We start from the raw sequence: 24,081 nt of genomic DNA, 5'->3' as shown, positions 1-24,081 counted from the left end.
TCATGCTCAATCGTCTCGACGTCGTGAAAGAAACGCCGGCTTCTAATGCTGAAGGCGCCGGCTTCGACCTTCGGGATGTCGTCAACTTTCTTTGGCGGCAGTGGAAGCTCATTGGCGGCATGGTCGCGCTCTTCGTCTTTCTTGCGGCCCTATATCTTGCGAGGGTGACGCCGCTTTACACGGCGACCGCGCAGCTGCTGCTCGATCAACGCAAGGAGCGCGCCGCTGGGGCGGACGTCTTTATGTCCGACGCGATGCTCGATCAGCAGATGGTCGAGAACCAGATGATGATCATCAGATCCACGACGCTCTTGCGTCGCGTCGTGGACAAGTTGCAGCTCACGCGCGATCCGGAGTTCGGAGGCGGCGCTTTGAGCGGCGCGGGCTCGGTGAGCATTTTGGCGCCCATCCGCGCCTTCTTTTCGAGACCTGCTCCCGCGCCCTCGCAGGAAGAGATCTCCGCCAAGGATCAGAATGGCGAGAATTTTGGGAATATTTCCTCTGAAACAATCAGCACGATCGAGAATCTGAGGAGCGCAATGGTCGTCGCCCGCGGCGTGGGGCAAGGACTCGTCATCACGCTCTCGGTGACATCGGTGGATCCCATCAAGGCGGCGCGATTAACGAACGCCGTGGCGGACGCCTATGTCGTCGACAAGCTCGATGCGCGCCTGGAGGCGGCCAAACGCGCTTCCGCTTGGCTCAGCGACCGACTGGTCGAATTGCGCCAGCAGGTGCGCGAGTCCGAGGAGGCCGTCAATCGCTTTCGCGCCGAGAACAACCTTCCGGCGTCGGGAACAGGCCGCGGCACGCTCAGCCAGGAACAATTGGGGGCGTTGAACACTCGGCTCGTCACCGCGCGCACAACCACAGCAGAGGTGAAGTCGAAGCTCGAGGTTATTGAAAGGATCCAGTCAAATGGAGCCAGCCTCTCTTCGCTTCCGGATACGATGAACGCTGGATTGCTTGCAGATTTGCGCAAACAGCTTACGGATTTATCGCGCCAAGAGGCGGATTTGCTTTCTCGCTACAATGCGAGTCACCCGTCTGTCATCAATCTGCGGGCGCAAATATCGGATATCAATCGCGCCATCCGCTCTGAGTTGCAGCGAATGCTCGTGACGGTGCGCTCCGAATATGAGCTGGCCAAGGCCGCGGAGACCGCGATCGACAAGACCCTTCGTCAGGTCTCCGGAGAGACCGACCTCGACAGCGCCAAGACTGTGACCTTGCGCGAGCTCGAGCGCAACATGACCGTGAACAACACCTTGTTTCAGGATTTTTTGCAGCGCGCGAAAATCACTCAGGAGCAATCGACCTTCGAGGCGCGCGACTCGCGGATCATCACGCCGGCGCTGCCGCCTGAGGTGCCGTCCTATCCTAAGAAGACGATGTTCTTCGCTATGGCTTTGGCGCTCGGGCTGGCGGCGGGTCTCGGCGCGGCTTTCGCCGTGGAGGCGCTCAACGCCGGCTTCACGACGCCTCGGCAAGTGGAAGAGACTTTAGAGCTTCCTGTTCTCGGCTCGATTTCAAAGGTTGAAACGCGCGAGCTCATGTTGGATGGGGCGCCGCGGACGGTTCCTGAGTTCCCGCTCGCCAAGCCCCTTTCGCGATTGAGCGAGAGTTTCCGGTCCCTGCGTAGCGCCATTCAGATGAGCGACGTGGACCATCCTCCAAAAGTCTTGCTGTTGACCTCCGCGATGCCGAGCGAGGGAAAAACGACTGTGGCGCTGTCCATCGCCTCGTCGGCGACGCAGTCCGGCCACAGAGTGCTCGTCATCGACTCCGACCTTCGCCATCCCTCCGCTTCTCGTTATTTCAAAGCGGAGAAGAATATCGGGCTCGTCGAATATCTCGTGGGCGAGGCCGAGCTGCAAAATGTCATGTTGATCGACGAGAAGCTCGGGATTTGGGTCCTGCCCGCAGGCGGAAAAACGCAAAATCCCATGGATCTTCTGGGCTCGGCGCGGTTCAAGGCGCTCATCTTGGCCCTGCGCGAGAAGTTCGATCTGGTCATCATAGATTCTCCGCCGCTGGGACCCGTCATCGACGCCGCAATCATCTCCTCCACTGTCGATAAGGTTCTCTTCGTCGTTCGCTGGGCTTCCACTCCTCGAGAGCTCGTGGCGAGCACATTGAAACGATTGGTGGGCGAGCGGAAAGTCGCTGGGATCGTCTTCAATTATGTCGTCGACTCGCAGGCCCAGAAATACGGGAAATACGCGAGCGCCGATCATTATGGCCATCGTTACTACCGCCGGTATTATAGCGAATGACGAGAAAGTCTCGCCTCCGCACCCTCACCTCGCTCGTCATCATTGGCGCTTGCGTTTACGCCATCTCCGGCGCGGTCACGCTTCTGCGCTATTCGTCCACGAACAATGTCGCGAATGACGCTGCCGGCGTGAGCGCTCTTGCGAGTTACGCCAATGTCTTCCCTGTGGGCCATCTCGCTCGTCAGAGGCTTGCGCAATGGGCGTCACAGGGAGGATCGCCGGCGCAGATGATCGAGCCTTTCAGCTCGCTCCTCTCCCTTACGCCGGCCGATGGGGCCGCGTGGTTGGCCTTGGCTCAGGCGGAGGCCTCCGCCGGCATGCCCGCCGATCAGGTTGTAAGGGCGTTGGCGATGTCGAGCGTCACGGCGCCCAGCGAGTCGCGAGTCATGACCGGGAGAGCGGTCTTTACTCTACAGATTTGGAACTCCGCGCCGGCGGAGGCTCGATCGGTTTTCGTCTCCGATCTCCTTTGGGACTTCGCCAACTTCTCGAAAGAGCAGATCGCGTATATCCGCGCGGCTGTGGCGAACCTTCCCGCAGACGCCCGCAAGCGGATCGCCGCCGACTTTCGGGCAGCGGGCAGGAGAGGCGACAGGCCTCTGCGTGAGTTGAACTTGCCGGCTTCCGAGGCGACCCCTTAAGGACGCGCGGCGCCTATCCCCATCTTGCGCCGACTCGCGCCGCCGCAGAGCGGCCAAGCGATGCGTCGACGCATCCTCGAAGCTTCGACGCGCACGCGCTTCGGAGCGCGTTCACCCTTAAATTCACCAAGAGCCTCAGAGGAATTGCATGCCGCAACCGACGCCTGTGACGAAGCTGTCTGATGTCAAGCTCGCAATCATCGGACTGGGGTACGTGGGGCTGCCGCTCGCGGCCGAATTCGCGAAGCATCGCGAGGTGATCGGGTTCGACATCAACGCAGCGCGCGTGGAGGCGCTGAAGCAAGGCAAGGACCTGACGCTCGAGGTTTCCGAAGAGGAGCTCAGCGAAGCAAAAGGACTCGTCTACACGACCAACCCCGCCGATCTCGCCACGCGCAACGTCTTTATCGTGACGGTGCCCACGCCGATCGACGAGCATAAGCAGCCGGACCTCACGCCCTTGATCCGAGCCTCCGAAACCATCGGGAAGGTTCTCAAAAAGGGAGACATCGTGATATTTGAGTCCACGGTCTATCCCGGAGCCACCGAGGAAGACTGCGCGCCGGTGCTCGAGCGCTTCTCGAACCTCAAGTTCAATCAGGATTTCTTCCTCGGCTACAGTCCGGAGCGCGTCAATCCGGGCGACAAGCAACACCGAGTTCCAACCATCAAGAAGGTCACCGCCGGCTCGACGCCCGAGGTTGCTGAACTCGTCGACAATCTCTACGGCGAGATCATCATCGCGGGCACGCATAAGGCTTCGAGCATCAAGGTCGCCGAAGCCGCCAAGGTGATCGAGAACACGCAACGCGATCTCAACATCGCGCTCATCAACGAGCTGGCGATCATCTTCAATCGCTTGGGGATCGACACGGAGGAGGTGCTGCTCGCCGCAGGGACGAAGTGGAATTTTCTTCCCTTTCGCCCCGGACTCGTCGGCGGCCACTGCATTAGCGTCGACCCCTACTACCTCACGCACAAGGCGATGGCGATCGGCTACCATCCCGAGATCATCCTCGCCGGGCGCCGGCTCAACGACGGGATGGGGCCCTACGTCGCTTCCCAACTGGTCAAGGCGATGCTCAAGCGGCGCATTCATGTCGACGGCGCGCGCATCCTGATCATGGGGCTGACCTTCAAGGAAAATTGTCCGGATCTGCGCAACACGCGCGTCGTCGACATCGTGCGTGAGCTCGCGGATTATCGCGTCGTCGTCGATATATTTGATCCCTGGGCCGATGGCGCAGAGGCGGAGCACGAATACGGACTGTCGCTCATCGACGCTCCAGCCGCGGGCGGCTACGACGGGATCATCGTCGCCGTCGCCCACCATCAATTCCGGGAGATGGGCGCAAAGGCGATCCGCGCTCTCGGAAAGAGCGATCACGTGCTCTATGATCTGAAATACGTCCTTCCGGCGTCCGATGTCGATTTGCGGCTGTGAGGAGACGATGATGACGGCATACAAGCGCCTGACCGGAGAGCTGCGTGGAGCCCCACGAAAGTGGCTCGTCACGGGCGCGGCGGGCTTCATCGGCTCGAATCTGCTCGAGACCCTGCTGAGACTCGATCAGCGGGTTGTGAGCCTCGATAATTTCGCCACAGGGCGCCGGTCGAATCTCGAGGATGTCAAGCGCCTGGTGACGCCGGAGCAGTGGGCGAGGCACGAGTTCGTCGAAGGCGACATACGCAACCTGGAAGATTGCCGTCGCGTTTGCGAGGGCGTCGACTTCGTTCTGCACCAAGCGGCGCTCGGCTCGGTTCCACGCAGTCTCGCCGACCCGATCGCGACAAACGCCGCGAATGTGACCGGCTTCGTCAACATGCTGGTTGCGGCGCGCGACGCCAAAGTGAAGCGCTTCGTCTACGCCGCTAGCAGCTCGACTTACGGCGATCATCCCGGCTTGCCGAAAGTCGAGGACGTCATTGGACGCCCTTTGAGCCCCTACGCAGTGACGAAGCTCGTCAATGAGATCTATGCCGATGTGTTCGGGCGTTGCTACGGCGTGCCGTCAATCGGGCTGCGCTATTTCAACGTTTTCGGTCCGAGACAGGATCCCAATGGCGCCTATGCGGCCGTCATACCGAAATGGATCGCGGCCCTGATGAAGGGCGAGACCGTTATCGTCAACGGCGATGGCGAGACGAGCCGCGACTTCTGCTACGTAGACAACGCCGTGCAGACCAACTTGCTGGCCGCTCTCGTCGAAGAGCCGGCCGCGATCAACCAGGTGTATAATGTCGCGGTCGGCGACCGAACGACGCTCAACGAGCTTCATTCCCGCACGCGCAAGCTGCTCGTCGACGCTGCCCCCGCGGCAGCCTCGGCAAAGGTCGAGCACCGCGACTTCCGACCGGGAGACGTGCGGCACAGCCAAGCCGATATCTCCAAAGCGAAACGGTTGTTGGGCTATGAGCCGACACATCGGTTCGCCGAGGGACTGGAGGCCACCGTCGCCTGGCACGTCGCTCAACTGCGGCAGGAGCAGGGTCGCCCCGCGGCGTGAGGCATCGCGCCTTTCATCGGCGGGGCCGGATCTGAGCCGGGTGGGGCAGGGCCGAAAGGCGCCGCCTACGCCTTTGAGATGGGCCGATAGACGTGGTGAAAACCTGAATGAAGGGTAGCTTCGCCACCACGAGTGAAAGCATCGCGAACGGAGCCGTTTTCCGGCTGCTCTCGGCCTTGCGCGCGCCGAGCGATCGCCTTGTGCTGATGGTCTTTTTCTTCTCGCTGTTTTGTCTCGATTATCTGCCGATCTTGATTGAAGGCCAGGCGTTTCCGACGATCCCGCTCATCGCCTTGTACGCCATCGCCTGCATGCTGCGCCGATTGGGCGCCGACGCGGTCTTGTCGTGGCCCGACTACATGCTGCTTGCGCTGGCGGGATTGGCGCTGGCGCATCCTTGGCGCCACATGGGCGGCTTGGTTTTGACGCTCTTGGGCCTATGGTTCTGCATGCGGCGCGATGCGCGGCTGGCGGCGATCGGGCAACTGAGCTTGGGGCTTGCCTGTTTGGAATTATGGGGGCCGGTCGTCCAATCGGCGGTTGAGGAATTCCTGCTGCCCGTCGAGACTTCCTTCGCCTTCCTGACGCTATCCCATCTTGGCGCGTTTGAGCTCATCGGCAATGCGATCTCGGGCGCCGGAGGGCACACGATCGTCGTCGAAGCGTCCTGCTCGGCCTTCCTCAATGTCGTCGCGGCGGCCCTGCTCTGGCTGTCCTTCTTGAAGATTCAGGGGCAGGCCGCAAGCCGGCGCCAGTGGGTCGTCTTGCTCCTTGGGGTGAGCTGGATCGTGCTGGTCAACACGGCGCGCCTGAATTTGTGCGCTTGGTCGATGGAAAGCTACATGTTCTGGCACGAAGGCGCGGGCGTCGCGATTTTGGAATGGTTGCTGCTCGGCGGCCTGCTGGCGCTCTTCTATTTCGGCCTCGATGATGAATATCGCTCGCGCCCGCAATGAGGATGCGTCAGGCGGTCCTCGCGACGATTCTGCTCGCCTTCGTGGTTGGCGTTCTTCTTCGATTCGGACCTCATAGATTAGCGCCAGATCGGGAGGAGCTTCATCGACCGACGGCTCAAATCCACCCGCAGGGCGAGCGGCTGGGCAATTTCGTCGTGGAGCATGCGCGGGATCAGACGCGCCTTTCGTTGAGCCTGCGCTCGCCGCTCTGCCGAGCTCCTGTCTACGTCACTTCCGGAAGCGTTTTCGGCTCGGCGCCGGAAAGGCTCATGGCCTTTCGCTTTCCCGAGCCCCCGTGGCGAACGGTCTATGTCTATCAGGGAAGGGCGCTCGGACATTTTTCGAGATTTGACGCGCTCCTCGACTTCTTCTGGGGGCGGCTCAAAGCGCAGCTTTCCCTCTCGCGATTGGACGCCGCAGAGAGCACCTATTTCACGTTTCGCATGCCGGCGGAGTGTCGGTTGAGCAATGAGGCGCTCTTGGCCGTCTCCCGACAAATACTCGAGCGAGCCAATCGTGGAGCAGGGCCGAGAGCATAATCCTCCCAAATGATCTGCGCGTGCGCCCGCCGTTGAAGAGCCGCGCGGCTCCAGCCGGCGTTATGATTGCGCTCGACGCCCGGCCGCTAGAGTATGTCCCGGAAAAGTGCGAAGCGGTTTTCCGGTCAGGACATGCTCTGAGTTTTTGACTTGGCGCGATTCCTTATCGCTCGAACGATTCCGTTGGAGCGGGAAACGCGCTAACAGAACCGCCGCTCGATTTCCGAGTGGCCGAAGACAGCCAATCGAGCCGGGCGGGATGAGCGAGCACAAGCACTCTTATGGACAGATATTGCGCTCCTCTTCCATCGTCGGGGGCGCCCAGGCGATCAACTACGCCATCGGCCTCGTCCGGGTTAAGGTCGTCGCGCTGCTGATCGGCCCTGCAGGCGTCGGCTTCCTCGGCGCTTACACATCAGCGATCGCCCTCGTCGGCGCCGTCTCCGATTTCGGCGCCAGCCCCAGCGCGATCCGCGAGATCGCCACCGCGCACAGCGGCCGAAACGCCGAGGAGCTTGCCCGGACCTTTGCGATGCTGCGGCGCATCTTGCTGGCCACGGGCGCCATCGGATGGGCGCTCGCCATCCTCTTTTGCTCCCCCTTGAGCGAATGGATGACAGGGTCGCGGGAGCACGCGTGGCCGATCGCCATCGCCGGCTCGACGCTCCTCATCAACTCGTCGAATGGCGTGCAGGCGAGTCTCTTGCAGGGCGTTCGGCGCATCGGCGACTATGCGCGCTCAAATCTTATCGGCGCCGCGCTGAGCTGCGTCGCTACGATCGCGATTTTTCTACTGATGGGGGAATCAGGGATTGTCCCCTCGATGATCGCGGCTTCGGTCGTGGCGTTGTCCTGCTCCGCTTATTTCTCACGACGTGTCGCGCTCGCTTCCGTCAAGGTCACTATGGCCGAGACCTGGGCTTGCTTTCGCAAGATTCTCGGACTGAGCCTTGCGATGATGTGGAACGGCATCCTGTGGGCTGGCCTCGACATGACCGTTCGCTCGCTGATTTTGCGCCAGTTTGGCGCGGACGCAGCGGGCAATTATCAGGCGGCGTGGACCCTCACCGGCGTCTTCGCCAATGTTGTCCTCGCTGGCATGGCGTCGGATTTCTACCCGCGTCTCGTGGGAATGATCGGCGACAGGCCGCGCGCCACCCGAGTCATTAATCAGCAGACCGAGATCGGCGTCCTGCTCTCGCTGCCGAGCCTGCTCTTCGCCGCGAGCTTTGCGCCCTACGTCGTCAAGATTCTTTATTCCTCGAAATTCGACGCGGCGAGCGAGCTGCTGACCTGGATGGCCTTCGGCGTATTCTTTCGCCTGGTGTGCTGGCCGATGTGGTATGTGCAGCTCGCCAAGGCCGCATCCTATTGGTTTGCGGCAACGCAGACCATCTCCGTGGGCGTGCAGGCGGCGCTGACGCTGATCTTGCTCGAGCGTTTCGGGGTGGTGGGCGCGGCCTACGCCTATGTTTGCGCTTATATGATCCAGACCGTCCTCGTGCTCCTCGCAGGGCGCAAGCTGATCGGCGCGAGTTGGGAAGGCGAGACAGCGGCGCTCGTTCTCCTCGGCGCGGCCTTGATCGGCGGAGCCGGCGCGCTGCGCCTTTATGCGAGCGAGATCGTCGCAAATCTGGGCGGTGGGGCTCTTTGTCTGCTCGGCGCCGTCATCAGCTTGCGCGGGCTCGCCTATCGGCTGGGTGACGAGCATCGGCTGATCCGCTTGCTGCACAAGCTTCCGGGCGCCCGGCTTCTGTTCCCCTCGCAGGCTCCAGCTATAGCGGCGCAGGGCATCGGCGCTTCCCAAAGTTCCGCGGATGGCGGGAAGCTCTAACTTAGGGATAAACTCGACTAGCACTTTGCGCCTGTCCGGCGCCGTCGAGGTCAGACGTCATTCGAGCTTCGGCATCCTCATCTCGCCGCCGACTGATACAGGCGCCAAAAAAATGGCTCGCTTTATATGTTGTGCAAAATTTCGGAGTAAAGAACTTACGATGGAGTAGAGAATATGATCACTTTTCATACACCTGCGACCTTGGAATATCTCCGTGTAATCGACGTGCCAGATCTCATTCGATTGGGTAGCAGACAAGACGGCGGATATGTTGTGCTGCGAAGCTGTGTGATTGAGACTCTCGACGCTCCCTGCAATCCCGACAAGGATGAAATATATATTCCAGCGATATAGGCTCTTGGCGGACCGGCATATCTTAAGGCTATTAATTATGGAGAACTTATGCGAAGGAGTTGAAGAGTGAAGCTTCCGCTAGTGGATCCCGAGGGAAAGCGCTCGTCAAGCTCATTTTAGGTCGGTGGCTGCGCCAGGCGGTTGGCCAGATCGCAAGCGGCCAACTGATGGAGTCGGCGATTGCCGTGCAAAAGCCAAGCCGGAGGTTGGGCCCTTTGTCCCTGCAAAAATGGATTTGCTAACGCATGACAGCGAATCTATCGAAAGCGTGCTGCGACTTTACGCTATACCAAGCAAGTTTTTCTACGTACCGAATGGATTCGGACAGCATAAAAATCATAGATGCATCATTGAGGCGCTACAAATTCTCAAACAAGATGGACATGAGCTGCGTTTTGTCTCGACGGGACTGCAGGATGAGCCGAGGAATCTAAATTATTATCCGCAGTTTCATTCGTTCCTGAAAACTTCTGGTGTGGATCATCTGTTTCAAATGCTCGGGGTCGTTCCGTATGGCCATGCAATGGCCCTTATGCGCCAATGTATTGCTGTAGTGAGTTCATCCAAATTTGAGGGATTCGCTCTCAGCATAGCTGAGGCAAAATTCATGGGGAAGGCGATAGTGCTCTCGGATATCCCGGTATTTAGGGAGCAAGCGCCAGAACGTGGATATTTCTTCGATCTGGATAATCCAAAGGAATTTGCTGAAAAATTGCTCCGGGCTTATCGAGATTATACACAAGAAATAGATCAGGATCAGTATGCGATGGCCTGCAAAAACAGACATGCCGCCATCCAAGCTTACGCCAGATCTTATGAAGACGTCGTCTTAGCGACAGCTGCGCGCGCTCGCGCGAAAGAGCGGCGCCATCGCGTAACTTGAGATAAACCGTTATACGCCATGTATCGCGCCGGTCGTTCGCGCAGTGCAGTTCGAGCTGTCTGGACAGCATGTCTTTCCCGCCTGGACGCGCGGGTTTGGGACGCAGCCGGAAGCGTTTCCCGTCTGGCGGAAGGAGAGGCTGTCTATATGTCGAGGGTGAGCATTCGCCGCTTGTTTCGAGCCCTCCCCGTGTTGGAAGAGCGGGTGAGCTGGCGGATCAAGCGGGTTTTTCTCGCGGTCGCCTATCCCGAGGTGCGCCTTGGCGCAAATGTGCGCATCCCATGGACAAGCCAATTGCGCGCGACGGGCGGCGGCGTGATCGAGATTGGCGACGATGTCTCGATTGATCCTGGTACGATTCTGCACAGCAAAGGCGGTAGCCTCAGAATTGGCGCGCGCAGCTCCATCGGCCCGGGAAATATCATTGTTTCCATTGCGTCAATTGAGATTGGCGAGGATACGCTGATCGCCGAATATGTGACCATTCGCGACCAGGATCATGAATTCGAGCGGCAAGGCTCGATTGCGAGCAGCGGCATGCGGGTGGGCGCGATAAAGATCGGCCGCAATGTTTGGATCGGCGCCAAGGCGACGATCACGCGGGGAGTCTCCATTGGGGACAACGCTGTCGTGGGCGCGAACGCCGTCGTGACGCACGACGTTCCCGCCGAAGCGGTCGTCGGCGGCGTGCCGGCGAGAATGATCAGGATGCAGCGGCAGGATCTGCGGGTGGAATGACGTCTCTCGAGGGGTCCAATCTCGCGCACAAATAACCTGCAAACTGGTAGAGCCAAAAGACGCCAGTTGATCGCGGGGATAGCTCGCCCGTCAGGAGGAGAAACGGAATGCTCGCTGGAAATCTAGATACGATATATTTCAGCGATGATTGGGTTCTTCCTAAATATCTCGGCTGGTCGTCAGAGTTGAAAGAGGAGAATGCGCTCGTTCTTGTCAAGCGCGTTTTATTCGTTTCGAAAATGCTGGTTCTGACATTCAATTTGGATACGGATAGCGTGAACAGGCTACTCGAAAGCGTGCCTCACAATAGCTATCTCACCACCATTCATTGGCGTGACCTGACCAATACAGCATCGACGGGCTCTCCTCTGTCGTCCCAAAACGTCGATCCGGCGCAAATCCGCGTGGGTCTGCGCTGGTATAAGAAGGCGTCAGACAGCAACAAGCTCATCCACTGGGCGACCTTTGTTGTAGATCTCGAGAAAGATATCGATGAGATTGTCGCCGACATGGAGGCAACGGTTAGGAACAAGTTTCGGCGCGCCCAGAAGAGAGGAGCGGTCGTTACGTTTGAAGAGACAACGGGAGAGTGGACTAAGGATTTCTATAGATTGTTCAAAAGATTGCAGGCCGAGTTTGGCTTACCCATCCCAGATCGTGACATGCTTGAGCAAATATTTGCAGGAAAAAACGCGGTGGCGGTTGTCGGGCATGATTCGGAAGGAATTTCAGCTATTAACATAATATATTTGGCTCAGCCGTATGGATATTACATGTTGGGAGCCAGTAGCAACAGCAAGGAACAGGGTGTGGGGCAATTAATGCAGCTTGAGACTATTGGGTATTTGAAGTCAAAAGGCTTTAAGAAATACGATCTAGGTGGTATCAATAGCGCGCAACCCGGTATTCTGGCGTTCAAGAAATCTTTCGGTGGCGATTTATACGACCTCGGTTCCGAATGGGTTTATACGCCAAAATTGGTGCAGCTTTTGACGAAGCTTCGCTCCTCTTATAATTACTTGCGGTCGAACGCCGCGCTGCCTGCCCGCTTCTCCTGACATGTCGAAGAACTACTCCATGACCATTCACCGCGCTTCAGGCGCCGCTGCCGTGCCGGCTGGCCCAAGCGAGGCGGGGCGGGGCGAGCTAAACCCCCGTTGTCTCGCCAGATGAGCCGCATCCTTCTCCTCTTGCCGTCGATGGTCGAGACCGGCGGCGCCGAGCGCATGGTCTCGTCCGTATCGCAACTCCTCGCCTCGGCAGGGCTCGAGGTTCACGAGGCCTCTTTCGATCCGCCGGGGGCGCGCCGGCGCTTCGAGACTGCGGCGGCGTTCCATCCGCTTGGACCGGTTCCGCGCCTGCCTTTGCCCCTACGCGCGCTCGAATATTTCATCGCGGCCCGGCGGCTGCGTCGGCTGAAGCGCCGGCTCAGAATCGACGTCACAATCAGCAATCTATGGCGCGCGGATTTGATCAGCGCGATCTCCGGCGGCCGTGACCGCAAGATCGCCCTCTGCCACATCAACATCATCGGCAATCCAAGCAATCGCCAGATGCTGAGATTTCGGCCCTTCGTCGCCCTCGTGTATCGGCGCTTCGATCGGGTTCTCGGCGTCAATGCGCTGCTCGCCGAAGAAGTCGCGGGGCTCTACAAGCTTTCGGCGGATCGGGTGGGGTTCATCGAGAACTTCGTCGCGCGACCGCAGGTCGCCTCGGCTCTGCCGCGGGACGGCGTCGTTCGCTTCGTTTGGTGCGGGCGCATGAATCCCGAGAAAAACGCCGCCGGACTTCTCGCCGCCTGGAAGGAGTTTGGGGCGCCTCTGCGGGGCGTGCAGCTGCTGCTCGCCGGCGACGGCCCTTTGCGCGGCGAGCTCGAATCCCTCGCGAGATCACTGGGCCTGCGTTCTGGTCCAATCGAAGACCCTTTGACGCAGATCGTCTTTCTCGGCTTCGTTTCCGAGCCGGCGCGCTATATGGCGGGCGCCCGCGCGCTCCTACTCTCGTCGCTGCATGAGGGGTTGCCGATGGTAATCCTCGAGGCTTTGGCGCTCGGAACGCCCGTTCTTGCCGCCGACTGCCCGGCAGGCGGCGTGCGCGCCGCGCTGCTCGGCGCCGGCGTCTGTGACCTCGATCGCTCGGCGATCGAGCCCGCGCTTTGCGGCGCGCTGTTGCCGGCGCCTCGCGCCGATCGGCCGCAGAGCCTCGCCCTCTGGCGGGAGGCGCTCGACATCGCGCTAAACGACCCCGGCGCGCTCGAGCGCTGGGGCCGCGGCGCGCTGGAGCGCGCCAAGCGCTTCAGTTCCGAAGCCGCCTGCAATCGCTGGCTCGAGGAGATCGCTCCGGCGGTCCAATCCCCATGACGATCCTTTACATCTCGCAAAATGGCGTCACCGATCACATCGGACGCTCGCAGGTCGCCCCTTATGTCATGGGCCTCGCGCGGCTGGGCTACGACATCCACGTGTTGAGCGCGGAAAAGCCGGATCGCGAGGACCTCGTCTCACGCTATGCGCAGGAGTTCGATGCCTCGGGCGTCGCCTGGACACGCGTTCCCTATCAAAACAAGCCGAGATATTTGGGCCAGGCGCGCACGCAATGGGAGTTGCGCGCGGCGGCGCGCCGGATCGCGCGCATGGATCGCGTCGAGCTCGTCCATTGCCGCAGCTTTCCGCCTGCGTTAATCGGCTGGGAGCTCAAGCGCGACTTTGGCGTCAAGTTCATCTTCGACTTTCGCGATTTTTACGCGGACGGCGGGATCGCCAAAGCGTCCGGCTTGCAGAAGCTGCTGAGCCACGGGATGAAACGTGTCGAGGGGCCAATGATCCGCGCCGCCGACAAGATCGTTTGTCTCACCGAGCGCGCCGCCTCGCTTCTCGCGGAGTTCTACCTCTGGGATCGACCCGATCCCGCCTCGCACTTTCAGGTTGTGCCCTGTTGCGCCGACTTCCGGCATTTCGATCCGGCGGCGGTCAGCGAGGCGGACAAGCGCCGCGTTCGTAAGAGAGCCGGCCTCACCGAGAACGATTTCGTCCTCATCTACCTCGGCAGTCTCGGGCCGGATTATCTCCTCCCTCAGATGATGGCGCTTTTTGCGCAGGTCTTGGCGGCGCGGCCCAATGCAAAGTTCTTGTTTCTCGCCAATAATGGCGAGGAGCTCGTCGGTAAGGCTTGCACGGCCCAACACATTCCGCGCGACCGCATCGCCTTCGTCTCGGCCGACCGAGACGAGGTGCCCGCCTTCCTGTGCATTGCCGATCTCTCGGTAATCTTCATCCGCGCCGACCTTTCCAAAGCAGGCTGCTCGCCGACGAAGCTCGCCGAGCTCTTCGCCTGCAACGTGCCAGTCATCGCCAATACGGGGGTAGGGGACATGGACCGCATCATCGATCACGAGCGAAATGGCTCGGCGATCGTCGCCGACTTCAGCGAGCCGACGTTGCGCGCTGCGGTCGACGAGGCGCTCAAGCCGGGCGTCGCGACGAATATTCGGGAAAACAGCCGAGAGTTCGACCTCAAAGCGGGAGTCGAGCGATACGCCAAGGTATATGCCGAACTCCTGCAGCGATAAACGACGAGTGCGCCGATGCTGAATGTTGTCGTGCTGAATGGCGGCCGCGGAGCCGCAACCCTGATCCCCGCGCTGTTGGCGCGGCAGGGTCTTCACGTTACCTCCGTCGTCAACGCCTATGACGACGGCAAGTCCACGGGTGAGATCAGGCGCTTCTTCGGCATGCTCGGCCCTTCCGACATCCGCAAGGTGCAGGAGCTGATGCTGCCGCAGGACGATCCTGACCATGCAGCGAATCTGCAGCTCTTCCGTCACCGTTATGCGCTCAACGCCGGCCATGAGGAGACCATCGCCAAGCTGTCCGCCTTCGCCAAAGGGGAAAGCGCAGAGCTCGCCGATACGCGCTTTGAGAGTGGGCGAGTCGCCGAAGCGTTGCGCGCGATGATCGGGGAGTTCCTCGTCGGGCTGCGCCCGATCGAGCGCGTGCGGGGAACGCCGTTCTCGTTCTCCGATTGCGCGATCATGAACATCGTCTACGCCGGCGCGTTTCTGATGTTCGGGCGCGACATGGAGCAGGCGACGCTTTTCATCGACCGCTTGTTCAAGCTGCGTGGCGTCGTGCTGCCGACGAGCATCGAGGACAAGAAGCTCGTCGCGCTACGCGAGAATGGGCAGATGCTCTACAGCGAGGCTGAAATCGTCGAGCTGCGCTCGAACGTGCGAATCGAACGCATCTATCTGATAGACAATTACGTCGATCGCGCGCGCTTCGAGCCTTTGAGCACCGACGAGAAACGTTGCTTTCTCGAGCGTCACCATTGTCCGGTGCGCGTGTCAGCCGGCGTTGAGCTCGCGCTTCGACGCGCTGACATCATCATCTATTCTGCGGGAACGCAGCATTCTTCGCTCTATCCGACTTATCTCGCGAGTGGGCTCGCGCGAACGATCTCTTACAATCGGACGGCGCTGAAGGTGTTCGTGACCAACATCGGCGCGGATTATGAGACTCCGAATTACAAGGCCTCTGACTATTTGCGTGGCGCCTATCGCTACCTGAACAGCCCCGAGCCGCGGCAGATCCCGATGCAGGACCTTTTCGACGCTGTTCTTGTCAACAAAAGCCAGCTCAAGAGCAGCGAGACCTATGTGGACTACGACGAGGAGGGCTATGTGGACGTTCCCGTTCCCCGCATTGTCGAGGCTTTCGAGTCAACGTCGGCGCCAGGCAAGCACGACGGCGCGAAGATCGTCGAGACGATCCTCGATCTTTACGAGCAGCCGACCCGCGTGGCGATGTGCGCATGACCGCTCACGAGAATCCTTTGCAGCGGCTTGACGGCAAGCAACTGCTCATTTTCGATTTCGACGGCACGCTGGCCGAAACTTCACCCTTGCATGCGCGGGCCTTCGTCGAAACGCTGACGCCGTTGGGCGTGCCGGTCGATTATCCCACGCTTGCAGGACTGAGGACGCGAGACGCCATCGAAAAGGCGTTTCGAAGCGCAAAACGCGCGTCTGAAGACGTTGACGTCGGCGCTCTTGTCGCAGAAAAGCAGCGCCGTGCGCGGCTCTTGATTGAGCAGGAGCTGGAGCCCAGCCCGCGCATCGACGCCTTTTTACGCTGGGCGCAGACGCGCTTTCGCCTTGCGATGGTAACGTCCGGCTCTCGCGGAACGATCGATCTGGCCCTGCGAAAGCTGCGGTACGAGAACTGGTTCGATCCGCTGATCTGCGCCGACGACGTCGAGCGCGCCAAGCCTGCGCCGGATGGTTTTCTCAAAGCGCTGCGTCTCGCCCAATGCGAAGCCGCGGCGGCGCTGATCTTCGAGGACTCGGAAAGCGGTTTCGCATCGGCGCGCGCGGCCGGGATCGAGTTTATCGACGTCAACAAATTCGACTGGTTCGCGACGCAGCTGGAGCGAGCTTGACGAGCATGGCGCGCCTGTCCCTCGAACGGAGACGTTCGAGCGTCAATTGGCGCGTTCAGGACTCAAGGATGGAGAGTGACGGTGGGGATCGACGCGCACCCCTTCAACTTTATCAAGTTTCAGTCGCAGCGCGGCCCCCTTGGGCGGGTGCTGACCATCGGACGTCAGGAGCTCAGCGTCGGCGCTCGCCTGCTTGGGGAAGAGGTTGCCGCGGTCGCTCGGCAGAGCCTCTACTGCGAACCGGCGCTGCTCGCGCTCGGCGCGACGAGCGTCGCCTCGCTCGATTATTCGGATTACGAGCAGGCGAGCTTCGTCGCCGATCTGGGCCGTCCGATCACGATGAGCGAGCGGTTCGACACAATCGTGGACGCCGGCTCGCTCGAGCACGTCTTTGACGTCGCGACAGCCTTCCGCAATCTGATCGAGCTGTGCGAGGTGGGCGGACGCATCATCCACTCTCTTCCTGTCAACGACCTGAGCGGCCACGGCTTCTATCAATTTTGCTCGGACCTCATGTTTGCGATTTATTCCGAGCAGAACGGCTTTGCGGAGACAGAGGTCTACTACGCCTCTAATCTCGATCCCGCGCGTTGGTACAAGATGCCGCCGGCTCGCCCAGGCGCGCGAATCGAGATCCTCTCCGTGGAGCCGATCATCCTTTTGAGCGTCGCGCGCAAGGTCGCCAAAGTGGATCAAATTCAGGTCACGCAGCCGTTCTACGCCATGGCCTGGGAAGAGGGAAAGGGAAAGCTGGCGCGGAGCGAGACGCCGCGCATGGCGACGATGAAGCGTTGGGTCTCGCAGGTCGCGCCGAAGGGTTCGCGATGGCGAAACACGTTACGTGACATTTTTGTCCTCGGTGGATTGGCTCTTGGCGTCCATCCGTATTCGCTGAGGCGTCGATGCGTCGAGGCTCTGGAGGTAGAGCGAGTCCTGGGCGAGCGCCGCGCATAAGGATCCTTGCCGCAGGCGTCAGGTGAGATCGCTAGCTATTGGGAGGCTGCATGCCAATTTCGTCCAATTCGCCAGATGCGCCGATCAACGCCGACGCTTCCGTCGTCGAAGGATTTGGCGACGAATGGGAGCGCTTCGATCAGTCGGAGGTTCCAGAAGAGGAGCTGCGCACGCTCTTCTCCTATTATTTTCACATATTTCCCTGGGACGAGCTGCCGCCCAACGCCGAGGGTTTCGACTTGGGTTGCGGGAGCGGGCGTTGGGCGCAGTTCGTCGCGCCGCGCGTCGGACGGCTCAATCTCGTCGATCCGAGCGGCAAGGCGTTGAGCGTCGCCAGGCGCAAGCTCGCCCGCGCGACCAATGCGACTTTCACGCAGGCGATCGTATCTGATCCCTTTCTTCCTCTCGCTTCTCAAGATTTCGGCTATTCGCTCGGCGTGCTGCATCACGTTCCCGACACGCTGGCGGGCCTGCGCGCCTGTGTCGAAAAGTTGAAGCCCGGCGCGCCGTTTCTCCTGTATCTATACTATCGCTTCGATAACCGTCCGCTGTGGTTCAAGCTGATTTGGCAGGCTTCCGACGCGCTGCGGCTGGTCGTGTCCAACCTCCCCCACCCGCTTCGATACGTCATTTCGCAAATCATCGCGGGCGTGGCCTATTGGCCGCTGGCGCGTTTGGCCCTCGTTTTGGAAAAACTGGGGATTTCGCCAGCCTCGTTGCCGCTCTCTCATTATCGCGACAAATCCTTTTACACGATGCGCACAGACGCCCTCGATCGATTCGGCACTAGGCTCGAGAAGCGATTCACGCGCGAGGAGATCGCGGCGATGATGACCGCGGCCGGACTTGTCGACCTCAGATTCAGCGAGTCGGAGCCCTATTGGTGCGCCGTCGGGAGAAAGCAGGGTTGACGCGACGCGTGATCTTTCGTTCGACATTGGACTTGCAGGAGCAACAGGAATGAAAATCCTCGCCGCCGTCGTGACATACAACCGAAAGGAATTGCTGGCGCGCTGCATCGACCATCTGCAAGCGCAATCTCGCCTCCCCGACCTCATTCTTATCATCAATAACGCGAGCACCGATGGGACCGAGGAGATGCTGAAGGAACGCGGCGTCTCCTTCATCACCCAGGACAATCTGGGTTCCGCCGGGGGCTGGCGTCGAAGCATCCAATACGCGATGGATGAGAATTACGATGCGGTATGGCTCATGGATGACGATGGCTACCCGCACTCGAACGCGCTCGCCAAATTAGAAGAGGCCTGGGACGAGGGGATCGTCTGCGCGTCGTCGATCGTCCTGCGGGAGGACAAGCCCACGCATTTTGTTTTTCCGATGCCAATTTTAGACAAATGGGGTCAGCCGGCGATCTTCGCATTCCCGCGCAAGATTTATACCTGGGCTGAGCTCAAGGCCGCGACCCCGGGTGGAACTTACCCTTATGCTCAGTTGTTCAACGGGGCGCTTGTCAGTGTGGCCACCGCGCGCAGGATTGGCAACGTCAATTCAAACTACTATCTTTCCGGGGACGAGGTCGACTATAGCTGCCGCCTGCATGCGGCAGGTCGTGTCATTTCGGTTCTCGACGCCATACAATATCATCCAGATGTGAGCCGGCGTCCTTTCACTCCGGTCAAATTTTACTATTACCTTAAGAACCAGCTTATTCTGAATTCTCTGTATTTTAAGTCGGTTATGCTTCGGCACATCCTTACGATCGGCGTCGTGCTGGCGCGAACGCTTAGTCGAAACGGCCCCGGGGAGGCCCTTGCCTATCTCTGTGGGTCCAAGGCGTCCGTATTTTACCTGGCGATCTATCGTGGTCTGCGCGGAGAAATCGGGAAAGACTTCGTTGGCTGAGATCGGCGCCCTCATCGCGGCGGCCGGGCGAGGGAGTCGCGCCGGCCTGCCTTTCCCGAAGACCCTTTACCCGATCCAAGGCAAGCCGATCCTTCTGCGCATATTCGAGATGCTGCGATCCTACGACGCGCAGCCGACGGTGATCGTGAGTCCTAGCGGCGCCGATCCGATCGCTCAAAGTCTCGAAATGGCGCAGATGCCTGCGCATTTCGTGATTCAGCCCGAGCCGAGGGGAATGGGCGACGCCGTATTGAAATACGCGCAATCGCCTGCCTATGCGTCGGCCGAGCATGTGCTGCTGATCTGGGGCGACGTTCCCTTCGTTCAGCCCGAGACGGTCTCTGAGATGGTTGCGGCGCATCTGCGCGAGGACAACGACTTCACCTTCGTCACCCGCAGGGTTGCGCGCCCTTACACCGTCGTTTCCCGCGACGCGGGGGGAGGCGTAGCGGGCGTGATCGAGACGCGGGAGGCTGGCGGCGCGCCGCCGTCGGAAGGGGAGCGCGATATCGGCCTGTTCGTCTTCCGGAAGCGCCCTGTGATGGAAACGCTGGCGCAGGACTTGCCTGGCCGCCGCGGCCGTTCGACGGGCGAGCATGGGTTTCTCTATGTCATCGAGCATTTGGTTCACGCTGGGCGAAAGATCGCCGCCTTGCCAATCGCAAAAGAGATCGAGCTTGTCTCGCTGAATAGCCTTCAGGATTTGAACGGATTCACGTAGATTGCCGCTCAGCCGGCGGGTTGCGACGGATTGGCCGCGCCGGCGCACGCTGGTGAAGCCGTCCGCCCGACGGGTAATCAAGAATCGGGGGCCTTGCGTCTCCCGGCCTGGTGAAGAGACGAGCAATGCAACTGAAAGCGCTGGCTTACCAAATTGCGCGCTATTCGGGGTTCAACGCCGTCTGCCGCCACTGGAACAGGGGGCGCGTCAAAACCTTAATCTACCATAATGTGTTGCCGGAGAACGACGCGGTTCCGTTCGGGCTTCATCCCGACGAATTCGAGCGACACTTGGAGGCCGTCAAAAAATATTACAACCCGGTTTGGCTGAACGATGATGGGGAGATCATCGGAGCGAGGCGCGATCGCATCAACGTGCTGCTCACCTTCGACGATGGTTTCATCAACAATTACGAATATGCGTTCCCGCTCCTCGTGAAGCACGGACTGAAGGCGACCTTCTTCTTGATCGTCTCCTGCGTCAAAGACGGCGCCGTGCCACGCATCGCCGACCGCTACACCTCGCCGGGAGTCGAGCCCTGCGCCAAGTCCTATGGGACACTGTCTCCCGCAGAAATTCGCGAAATGCGGGCCGCCGGCATGACCTTCGGCTCGCACACCTTCGATCACGCCGATCTATCGCAGTTGAGCGTCGAGGAAAGCGTCGAGGAGGCCAGCAACTCCGGCAGGGCTCTCTGTGAGCTCATCGGCGCGCCGCCCACGCTGTTTGCATTTCCGTGGGGGCGTTATAGGATGGGCCAACCGGCCGCGATCTCAAGGATCTACCGGCGTGTTTTTACCACCAATCATGGTTTCAACTCTGTCGTTGACCACATAATGCATAGAAACGAGGCGATGACCGTGCCGCATCTCCACGCCGCATTGAGCGGGGCGCTTGATCTCGTCAAGAAGAACAAGGCTTATCTTTTCATGTCAGACCAGAACGCCGTCAGCGCTTCGAGCAAGGGGGCGCGTCCGCTCGTCACGCTTGTGCTGCCGAGCCTTGGCGTCGGCGGCGCCGAAGTCGTGAACGCCCTTCTCGCGCGGGAGTTGATGAAGCGTGGCTTTCGCGTGGAATTCGTCGTGGGGCGTGACGACAGCGAGGCAAGCAAGCTCTTGCCGTCGGGCGCGAGCTATATTGTTATGGAGTCGAAGAACCATCGGGGATTTATATCCCCGCTCGTCAGCTACCTTCTCAAGCGGAGGCCGGACATCCTTGTCGGCTCGATGTGGTCTCTGACGACGACGGTTGCGATGGCGCATTTTCTGGCTGGCTCGCGCGCGAAGCTCTGCATTTGGGAACATTCTACCCTCTCCGTCCAATATGGGGGCCGTGGTTGGGCGCATCGTTTCCTGCTTAAAAACAGTTTGACCTTCGCTCTCGCCAGGGCCGACGTGCGGATTGCGGTGTCCGGCGGAGTGGCGGACGACCTCGCTGCCTTGTCGGATTTGCCGAGGGAGAAATTCGAGGTCATTTACAATCCCATCTGTCTTGCGCCGGTCACCAGTCCCGCGGTGGAGCATGAGGCTGAGAGCCTTTGGGGCGGTTGGCGCGGCCCGAGAATCATCAGCGTCGGAAACTTCAAGGCGCAAAAGAATCACGCGATGCTTCTCGAGGCCTTCAGGCAATTGCTTGCGACCAGAGAGGCGAGGCTGCTCATTCTCGGAACCGGCGTTCTGTTCGAGAGCACCCGCGCGCTGGCGTCCTCCCTCGGCATAGTGGACAAAGTGCTGCTTCCCGGCCTCCGCGCAAATCCCGCAGCCTATTACAAGTCAGCTGATCTTTTCGTTCTGTCGTCGAATTTCGAAGGCTTCGGCAATGTGATCGTGGAAGCCTTGTCATGCGGCCTGCCAGTCGTTTCAACGGATTGCCGGAGCGGACCGGCGGAGATTTTAGAAGATGGCCGCTATGGCCGCCTCGTTCCCGTCGGCGACTCCGTTGCGCTCGCTCAGGCCATGCTGGACTCTCTCGACGATACGCATGACAAGGAAGCGTTGAAGCGGCGGGCGTCGGAATTTTCGCCGGAGCGGATGGTCGACCAGTTCCTCCGGAGCGTCTACCCCGACTCCGAACGAGGGCTTGATCTTCAAATCGCGACAGCGCGGAGCTGATCCGTGCGGCCGTCGCGCTGGAATTCGATTGTCTCGCCGCCGCCTGCAGACGCGCTCTGCGCGCGCATGCCAGCAGTGAGATGGAAATAGCCAAGAGCAGCTAGGGTCATGGAGATCGCCAAGACGCTCTCGGGAGCAGGGGCCTGCAGCTTGGAAAAGCCGTTCGCGCAGAAGAACGGCGGACCCTTGGTCTGCTTCGTCATTCCCGATCTCGGGCTGAGTGGCGCGGAGATCGTCAGCACAACGCTCGCCAGGGAATTTCTGAGGCGAGGCTACCGGGTCGACATCGTCACCATCTTCGAGATTTCGGAAGCCCAGCAGTCGTTGCCGGAGGGCGCGCGCCATTTTCCGATCCTGTGCAAAAGCATCCGGGAGCTCTTCATCCCGTATCGTCGCTATCTTCGCACGGAAAGGCCGGACGTCATCGTGGCCTCGATGTGGCCGCTAACAGTCATCGCAGCGGCCGCCAAAGTTACTTCGCTTGTGAAGGCGTCCCTGATCCTATGGGACCATAATACGTTGTCGATCCAGTATGGCGGTCGCGGCAGGGCTCATCATCTCTTCCTCAAGTCCAGCCTGCGTTTTCTCTATCCGCTCGCCGACGCGCGCGTCGCCGTGTCGAACGGCGTTGCGGAGGATCTCGCGGTCTTGGCGGATTTGCCAAAGGACAGCTTCGAGGTCATCTACAATCCGATCTATCTTGCTCCCGTCGCCGATCGCGAAGACGCGCGTGAAGCTGAAGAGCTCTGGCGGGGATGGCGTGGCCCAAGGATCATCTCCGTTGGGCGCTTCAAGCCGCAAAAGAATCACGCCTTGCTTCTAAAAGCTTTCAAGAGTCTGCTTGCGAGCCGAGACGCAAGGCTCCTGATTCTCGGAACGGGAGTGCTGTTCGAGAGCACCGCCGCGCTGGCGCGCTCTCTCGGCATCGCGGACAAAGTGATGCTGCCGGGCGCTCGCGTGAATCCTGCGGCCTATTACGAATCGGCTGACCTCTTCGTGCTGTCTTCGGATTTCGAAGGCTTCGGCAATGTCATCGTGGAAGCGTTGGCTTCCGGCCTGCCGGTGGTTTCGACCGACTGCCGAAGCGGGCCAGCGGAGATTTTGGAACATGGCCGTTATGGTCGCCTCGTTCCCGTCGGCGACTCCGCCGCGCTCGCTCAGGCCATGCTCTCGTCTCTCGACGAGACGCATGACAAGGAAGCGCTGAAGCGGCGGGCGCTCGACTTTTCGCCCGAACATATTGCCGACCGGTTTCTGCGATTGATGCATCTAGAAGCCTCGGCTAATGTGACTCCATGATTGCAGACGGACTGAATGACGCTGCCGCGAAGCAAGAGACTAGGCGTCCTTGTCCCGTATGCGGCGGCGAGGCGGGCGGCGCCGCCTTCCCCTATGCGACGCGTTTCAACGGCTTCACGTTCAATCGTTTCGCCTGCCGCTCCTGTCACAGCGTTTTCGTCGATCCCGTCCCGAACGCTGAGACCTTCGCAAAAATGTATGCGAAGAGCGCCTATCACGACGCTCATTACGCCGAATGCGAAAGCCGACACTATCGTGATTCCGCGATGCTCCTGAAAGAATTCCTCCCGGCCGGCGCGCATGTGCTGGACTATGGCTGCGGGCTCGGATTGTTCTTGCGCGCGCTGAAGGAGCAGTCGTTTTTGGCGACGGGAGTTGAATTCGACCGAGAGGCCGCCGAAGCGGCTGCGACCGCGTCGGGCTGTCCAGCCTACGCCATTGGGGATTTTGCGCAAAAGAGCGAGCCGGCGAGCTTCGACGCGTTGCATCTCGGCGACGTGCTCGAGCATCTCGAAGATCCCGCGGCAACGCTCGGCGAGCTTATGGGTTTCTTGAAGCCCGGGGGATTGCTTTTCGTCGAGGGGCCTCTGGAAAGCAATCCCAGTCCCGTGTTCTGGGCGGCGCGTCTCTTCGGCGAGGCGAAGCGCTTGTTGAAGCCGGGCTTCGCCGGCTCGGGAGCACCGACCCATCTCCTGCGCGTCGACGCGACGCAGCAGCTGGCCTTTTTCAATCGGTTCTGGCCCGAGCTCCAGGCGGCGCACTGGAGCGTATATGAAACCGGCTGGCCTTATCAGGGAGGCGGCGCGGTGAAGAGCGCAATCGCCGCCCTCGCGATTGCGATCGGCGGCAAAAGCTTCTTCGGCGTGACCTTCGGCAATCGTTTTCGCGGCGTGTTTCGCGCGCCGCGAGATCCCGCGAAAGAACGGGCCGCGTGATCGAGATCGACTCCGACCGCGGGGTCAGCGAAAG

The 24,081-nt window shown here is 60.3% G+C and carries 21 protein-coding genes; all 21 read left to right on the top strand.

Annotated elements, in window-relative coordinates; genetic code table 11:
- Nucleotides 1-2: 2 nt before the first annotated feature.
- A complete protein-coding gene (locus QMG80_RS15565; RefSeq protein WP_085770014.1) occupies nt 3-2,276 on the top strand; it encodes a polysaccharide biosynthesis tyrosine autokinase in 2,274 nt (757 codons plus the stop codon).
- Nucleotides 2,273-2,917 carry a hypothetical protein gene (locus QMG80_RS15560; protein ID WP_085770013.1) on the top strand — a complete coding sequence of 215 codons (645 nt, stop codon included), beginning with the start codon at nt 2,273-2,275 and terminating at the stop codon, nt 2,915-2,917. The genes QMG80_RS15565 and QMG80_RS15560 overlap by 4 nt, the downstream gene beginning before the upstream one ends.
- Before the next feature lie 148 nt (nt 2,918-3,065).
- A complete protein-coding gene (gene tviB, locus QMG80_RS15555; protein ID WP_085770012.1) occupies nt 3,066-4,361 on the top strand; it encodes a Vi polysaccharide biosynthesis UDP-N-acetylglucosamine C-6 dehydrogenase TviB in 1,296 nt (431 codons plus the stop codon).
- Nucleotides 4,362-4,371: 10 nt separating this feature from the next.
- Nucleotides 4,372-5,424 carry an SDR family oxidoreductase gene (locus QMG80_RS15550; protein WP_085770011.1) on the top strand — a complete coding sequence of 351 codons (1,053 nt, stop codon included), beginning with the start codon at nt 4,372-4,374 and terminating at the stop codon, nt 5,422-5,424.
- 107 nt (nt 5,425-5,531) lie between these two features.
- Nucleotides 5,532-6,380 carry a hypothetical protein gene (locus tag QMG80_RS15545; RefSeq protein WP_085770010.1) on the top strand — a complete coding sequence of 283 codons (849 nt, stop codon included), beginning with the start codon at nt 5,532-5,534 and terminating at the stop codon, nt 6,378-6,380.
- Entirely contained in the window at nt 6,377-6,919 is a 543-nt protein-coding gene (locus QMG80_RS15540; protein ID WP_158658537.1) for a hypothetical protein, read from the top strand. Before QMG80_RS15545 ends, QMG80_RS15540 begins: the two co-directional genes overlap by 4 nt.
- Nucleotides 6,920-7,178: 259 nt before the next feature.
- Nucleotides 7,179-8,753, top strand: a complete 1,575-nt coding sequence (locus QMG80_RS15535) for an oligosaccharide flippase family protein (RefSeq protein ID WP_085770008.1) — start codon at nt 7,179-7,181, stop codon at nt 8,751-8,753.
- A gap of 478 nt (nt 8,754-9,231) precedes the next feature.
- Nucleotides 9,232-9,990 (top strand): glycosyltransferase, encoded by a 759-nt coding sequence (locus tag QMG80_RS15530; RefSeq protein WP_158658536.1) that lies wholly within the window; start codon nt 9,232-9,234, stop codon nt 9,988-9,990.
- A gap of 147 nt (nt 9,991-10,137) precedes the next feature.
- Nucleotides 10,138-10,728 (top strand): acyltransferase, encoded by a 591-nt coding sequence (locus tag QMG80_RS15525; protein ID WP_158658535.1) that lies wholly within the window; start codon nt 10,138-10,140, stop codon nt 10,726-10,728.
- 107 nt (nt 10,729-10,835) lie between these two features.
- Nucleotides 10,836-11,786 (top strand): GNAT family N-acetyltransferase, encoded by a 951-nt coding sequence (locus QMG80_RS15520; protein ID WP_085770005.1) that lies wholly within the window; start codon nt 10,836-10,838, stop codon nt 11,784-11,786.
- A 111-nt stretch (nt 11,787-11,897) separates the two neighbouring features.
- A complete protein-coding gene (locus tag QMG80_RS15515; protein ID WP_085770004.1) occupies nt 11,898-13,088 on the top strand; it encodes a glycosyltransferase in 1,191 nt (396 codons plus the stop codon).
- Nucleotides 13,085-14,296 carry a glycosyltransferase gene (locus tag QMG80_RS15510; protein ID WP_085770003.1) on the top strand — a complete coding sequence of 404 codons (1,212 nt, stop codon included), beginning with the start codon at nt 13,085-13,087 and terminating at the stop codon, nt 14,294-14,296. Before QMG80_RS15515 ends, QMG80_RS15510 begins: the two co-directional genes overlap by 4 nt.
- Before the next feature lie 15 nt (nt 14,297-14,311).
- Nucleotides 14,312-15,541 carry a 2-phospho-L-lactate transferase CofD family protein gene (locus QMG80_RS15505; protein WP_085770002.1) on the top strand — a complete coding sequence of 410 codons (1,230 nt, stop codon included), beginning with the start codon at nt 14,312-14,314 and terminating at the stop codon, nt 15,539-15,541.
- Nucleotides 15,538-16,164 (top strand): HAD family hydrolase, encoded by a 627-nt coding sequence (locus QMG80_RS15500; protein WP_085770001.1) that lies wholly within the window; start codon nt 15,538-15,540, stop codon nt 16,162-16,164. The genes QMG80_RS15505 and QMG80_RS15500 overlap by 4 nt, the downstream gene beginning before the upstream one ends.
- A gap of 75 nt (nt 16,165-16,239) precedes the next feature.
- Nucleotides 16,240-17,118 carry a class I SAM-dependent methyltransferase gene (locus QMG80_RS15495; RefSeq protein WP_158658534.1) on the top strand — a complete coding sequence of 293 codons (879 nt, stop codon included), beginning with the start codon at nt 16,240-16,242 and terminating at the stop codon, nt 17,116-17,118.
- A 50-nt stretch (nt 17,119-17,168) separates the two neighbouring features.
- Complete coding sequence (locus QMG80_RS15490; RefSeq protein WP_085769999.1) at nt 17,169-18,029, top strand: class I SAM-dependent methyltransferase; 861 nt, start codon at nt 17,169-17,171, stop codon at nt 18,027-18,029.
- A 49-nt stretch (nt 18,030-18,078) separates the two neighbouring features.
- The gene (locus QMG80_RS15485) at nt 18,079-18,981 is read left to right on the top strand and encodes a glycosyltransferase (protein ID WP_085769998.1); all 903 of its coding nucleotides are present in this window, start codon (nt 18,079-18,081) and stop codon (nt 18,979-18,981) included.
- Complete coding sequence (locus QMG80_RS15480; RefSeq protein ID WP_158658533.1) at nt 18,974-19,702, top strand: NTP transferase domain-containing protein; 729 nt, start codon at nt 18,974-18,976, stop codon at nt 19,700-19,702. Before QMG80_RS15485 ends, QMG80_RS15480 begins: the two co-directional genes overlap by 8 nt.
- A gap of 125 nt (nt 19,703-19,827) precedes the next feature.
- On the top strand, nt 19,828-21,813 hold the full coding sequence (locus QMG80_RS15475) for a glycosyltransferase (protein WP_085769996.1): 1,986 nt from the start codon (nt 19,828-19,830) through the stop codon (nt 21,811-21,813).
- Nucleotides 21,814-21,921: 108 nt separating this feature from the next.
- Nucleotides 21,922-23,112 carry a glycosyltransferase gene (locus tag QMG80_RS15470; RefSeq protein WP_085769995.1) on the top strand — a complete coding sequence of 397 codons (1,191 nt, stop codon included), beginning with the start codon at nt 21,922-21,924 and terminating at the stop codon, nt 23,110-23,112.
- Entirely contained in the window at nt 23,109-24,047 is a 939-nt protein-coding gene (locus QMG80_RS15465; protein WP_085769994.1) for a class I SAM-dependent methyltransferase, read from the top strand. Before QMG80_RS15470 ends, QMG80_RS15465 begins: the two co-directional genes overlap by 4 nt.
- Nucleotides 24,048-24,081 lie beyond the last annotated feature (34 nt).

The sequence above is a fragment of the Methylocystis bryophila genome (assembly GCF_027925445.1).
Taxonomy (GTDB): Bacteria; Pseudomonadota; Alphaproteobacteria; order Rhizobiales; family Beijerinckiaceae; genus Methylocystis; species Methylocystis bryophila.
This window is presented reverse-complemented; position numbering and strand designations above follow the sequence as displayed.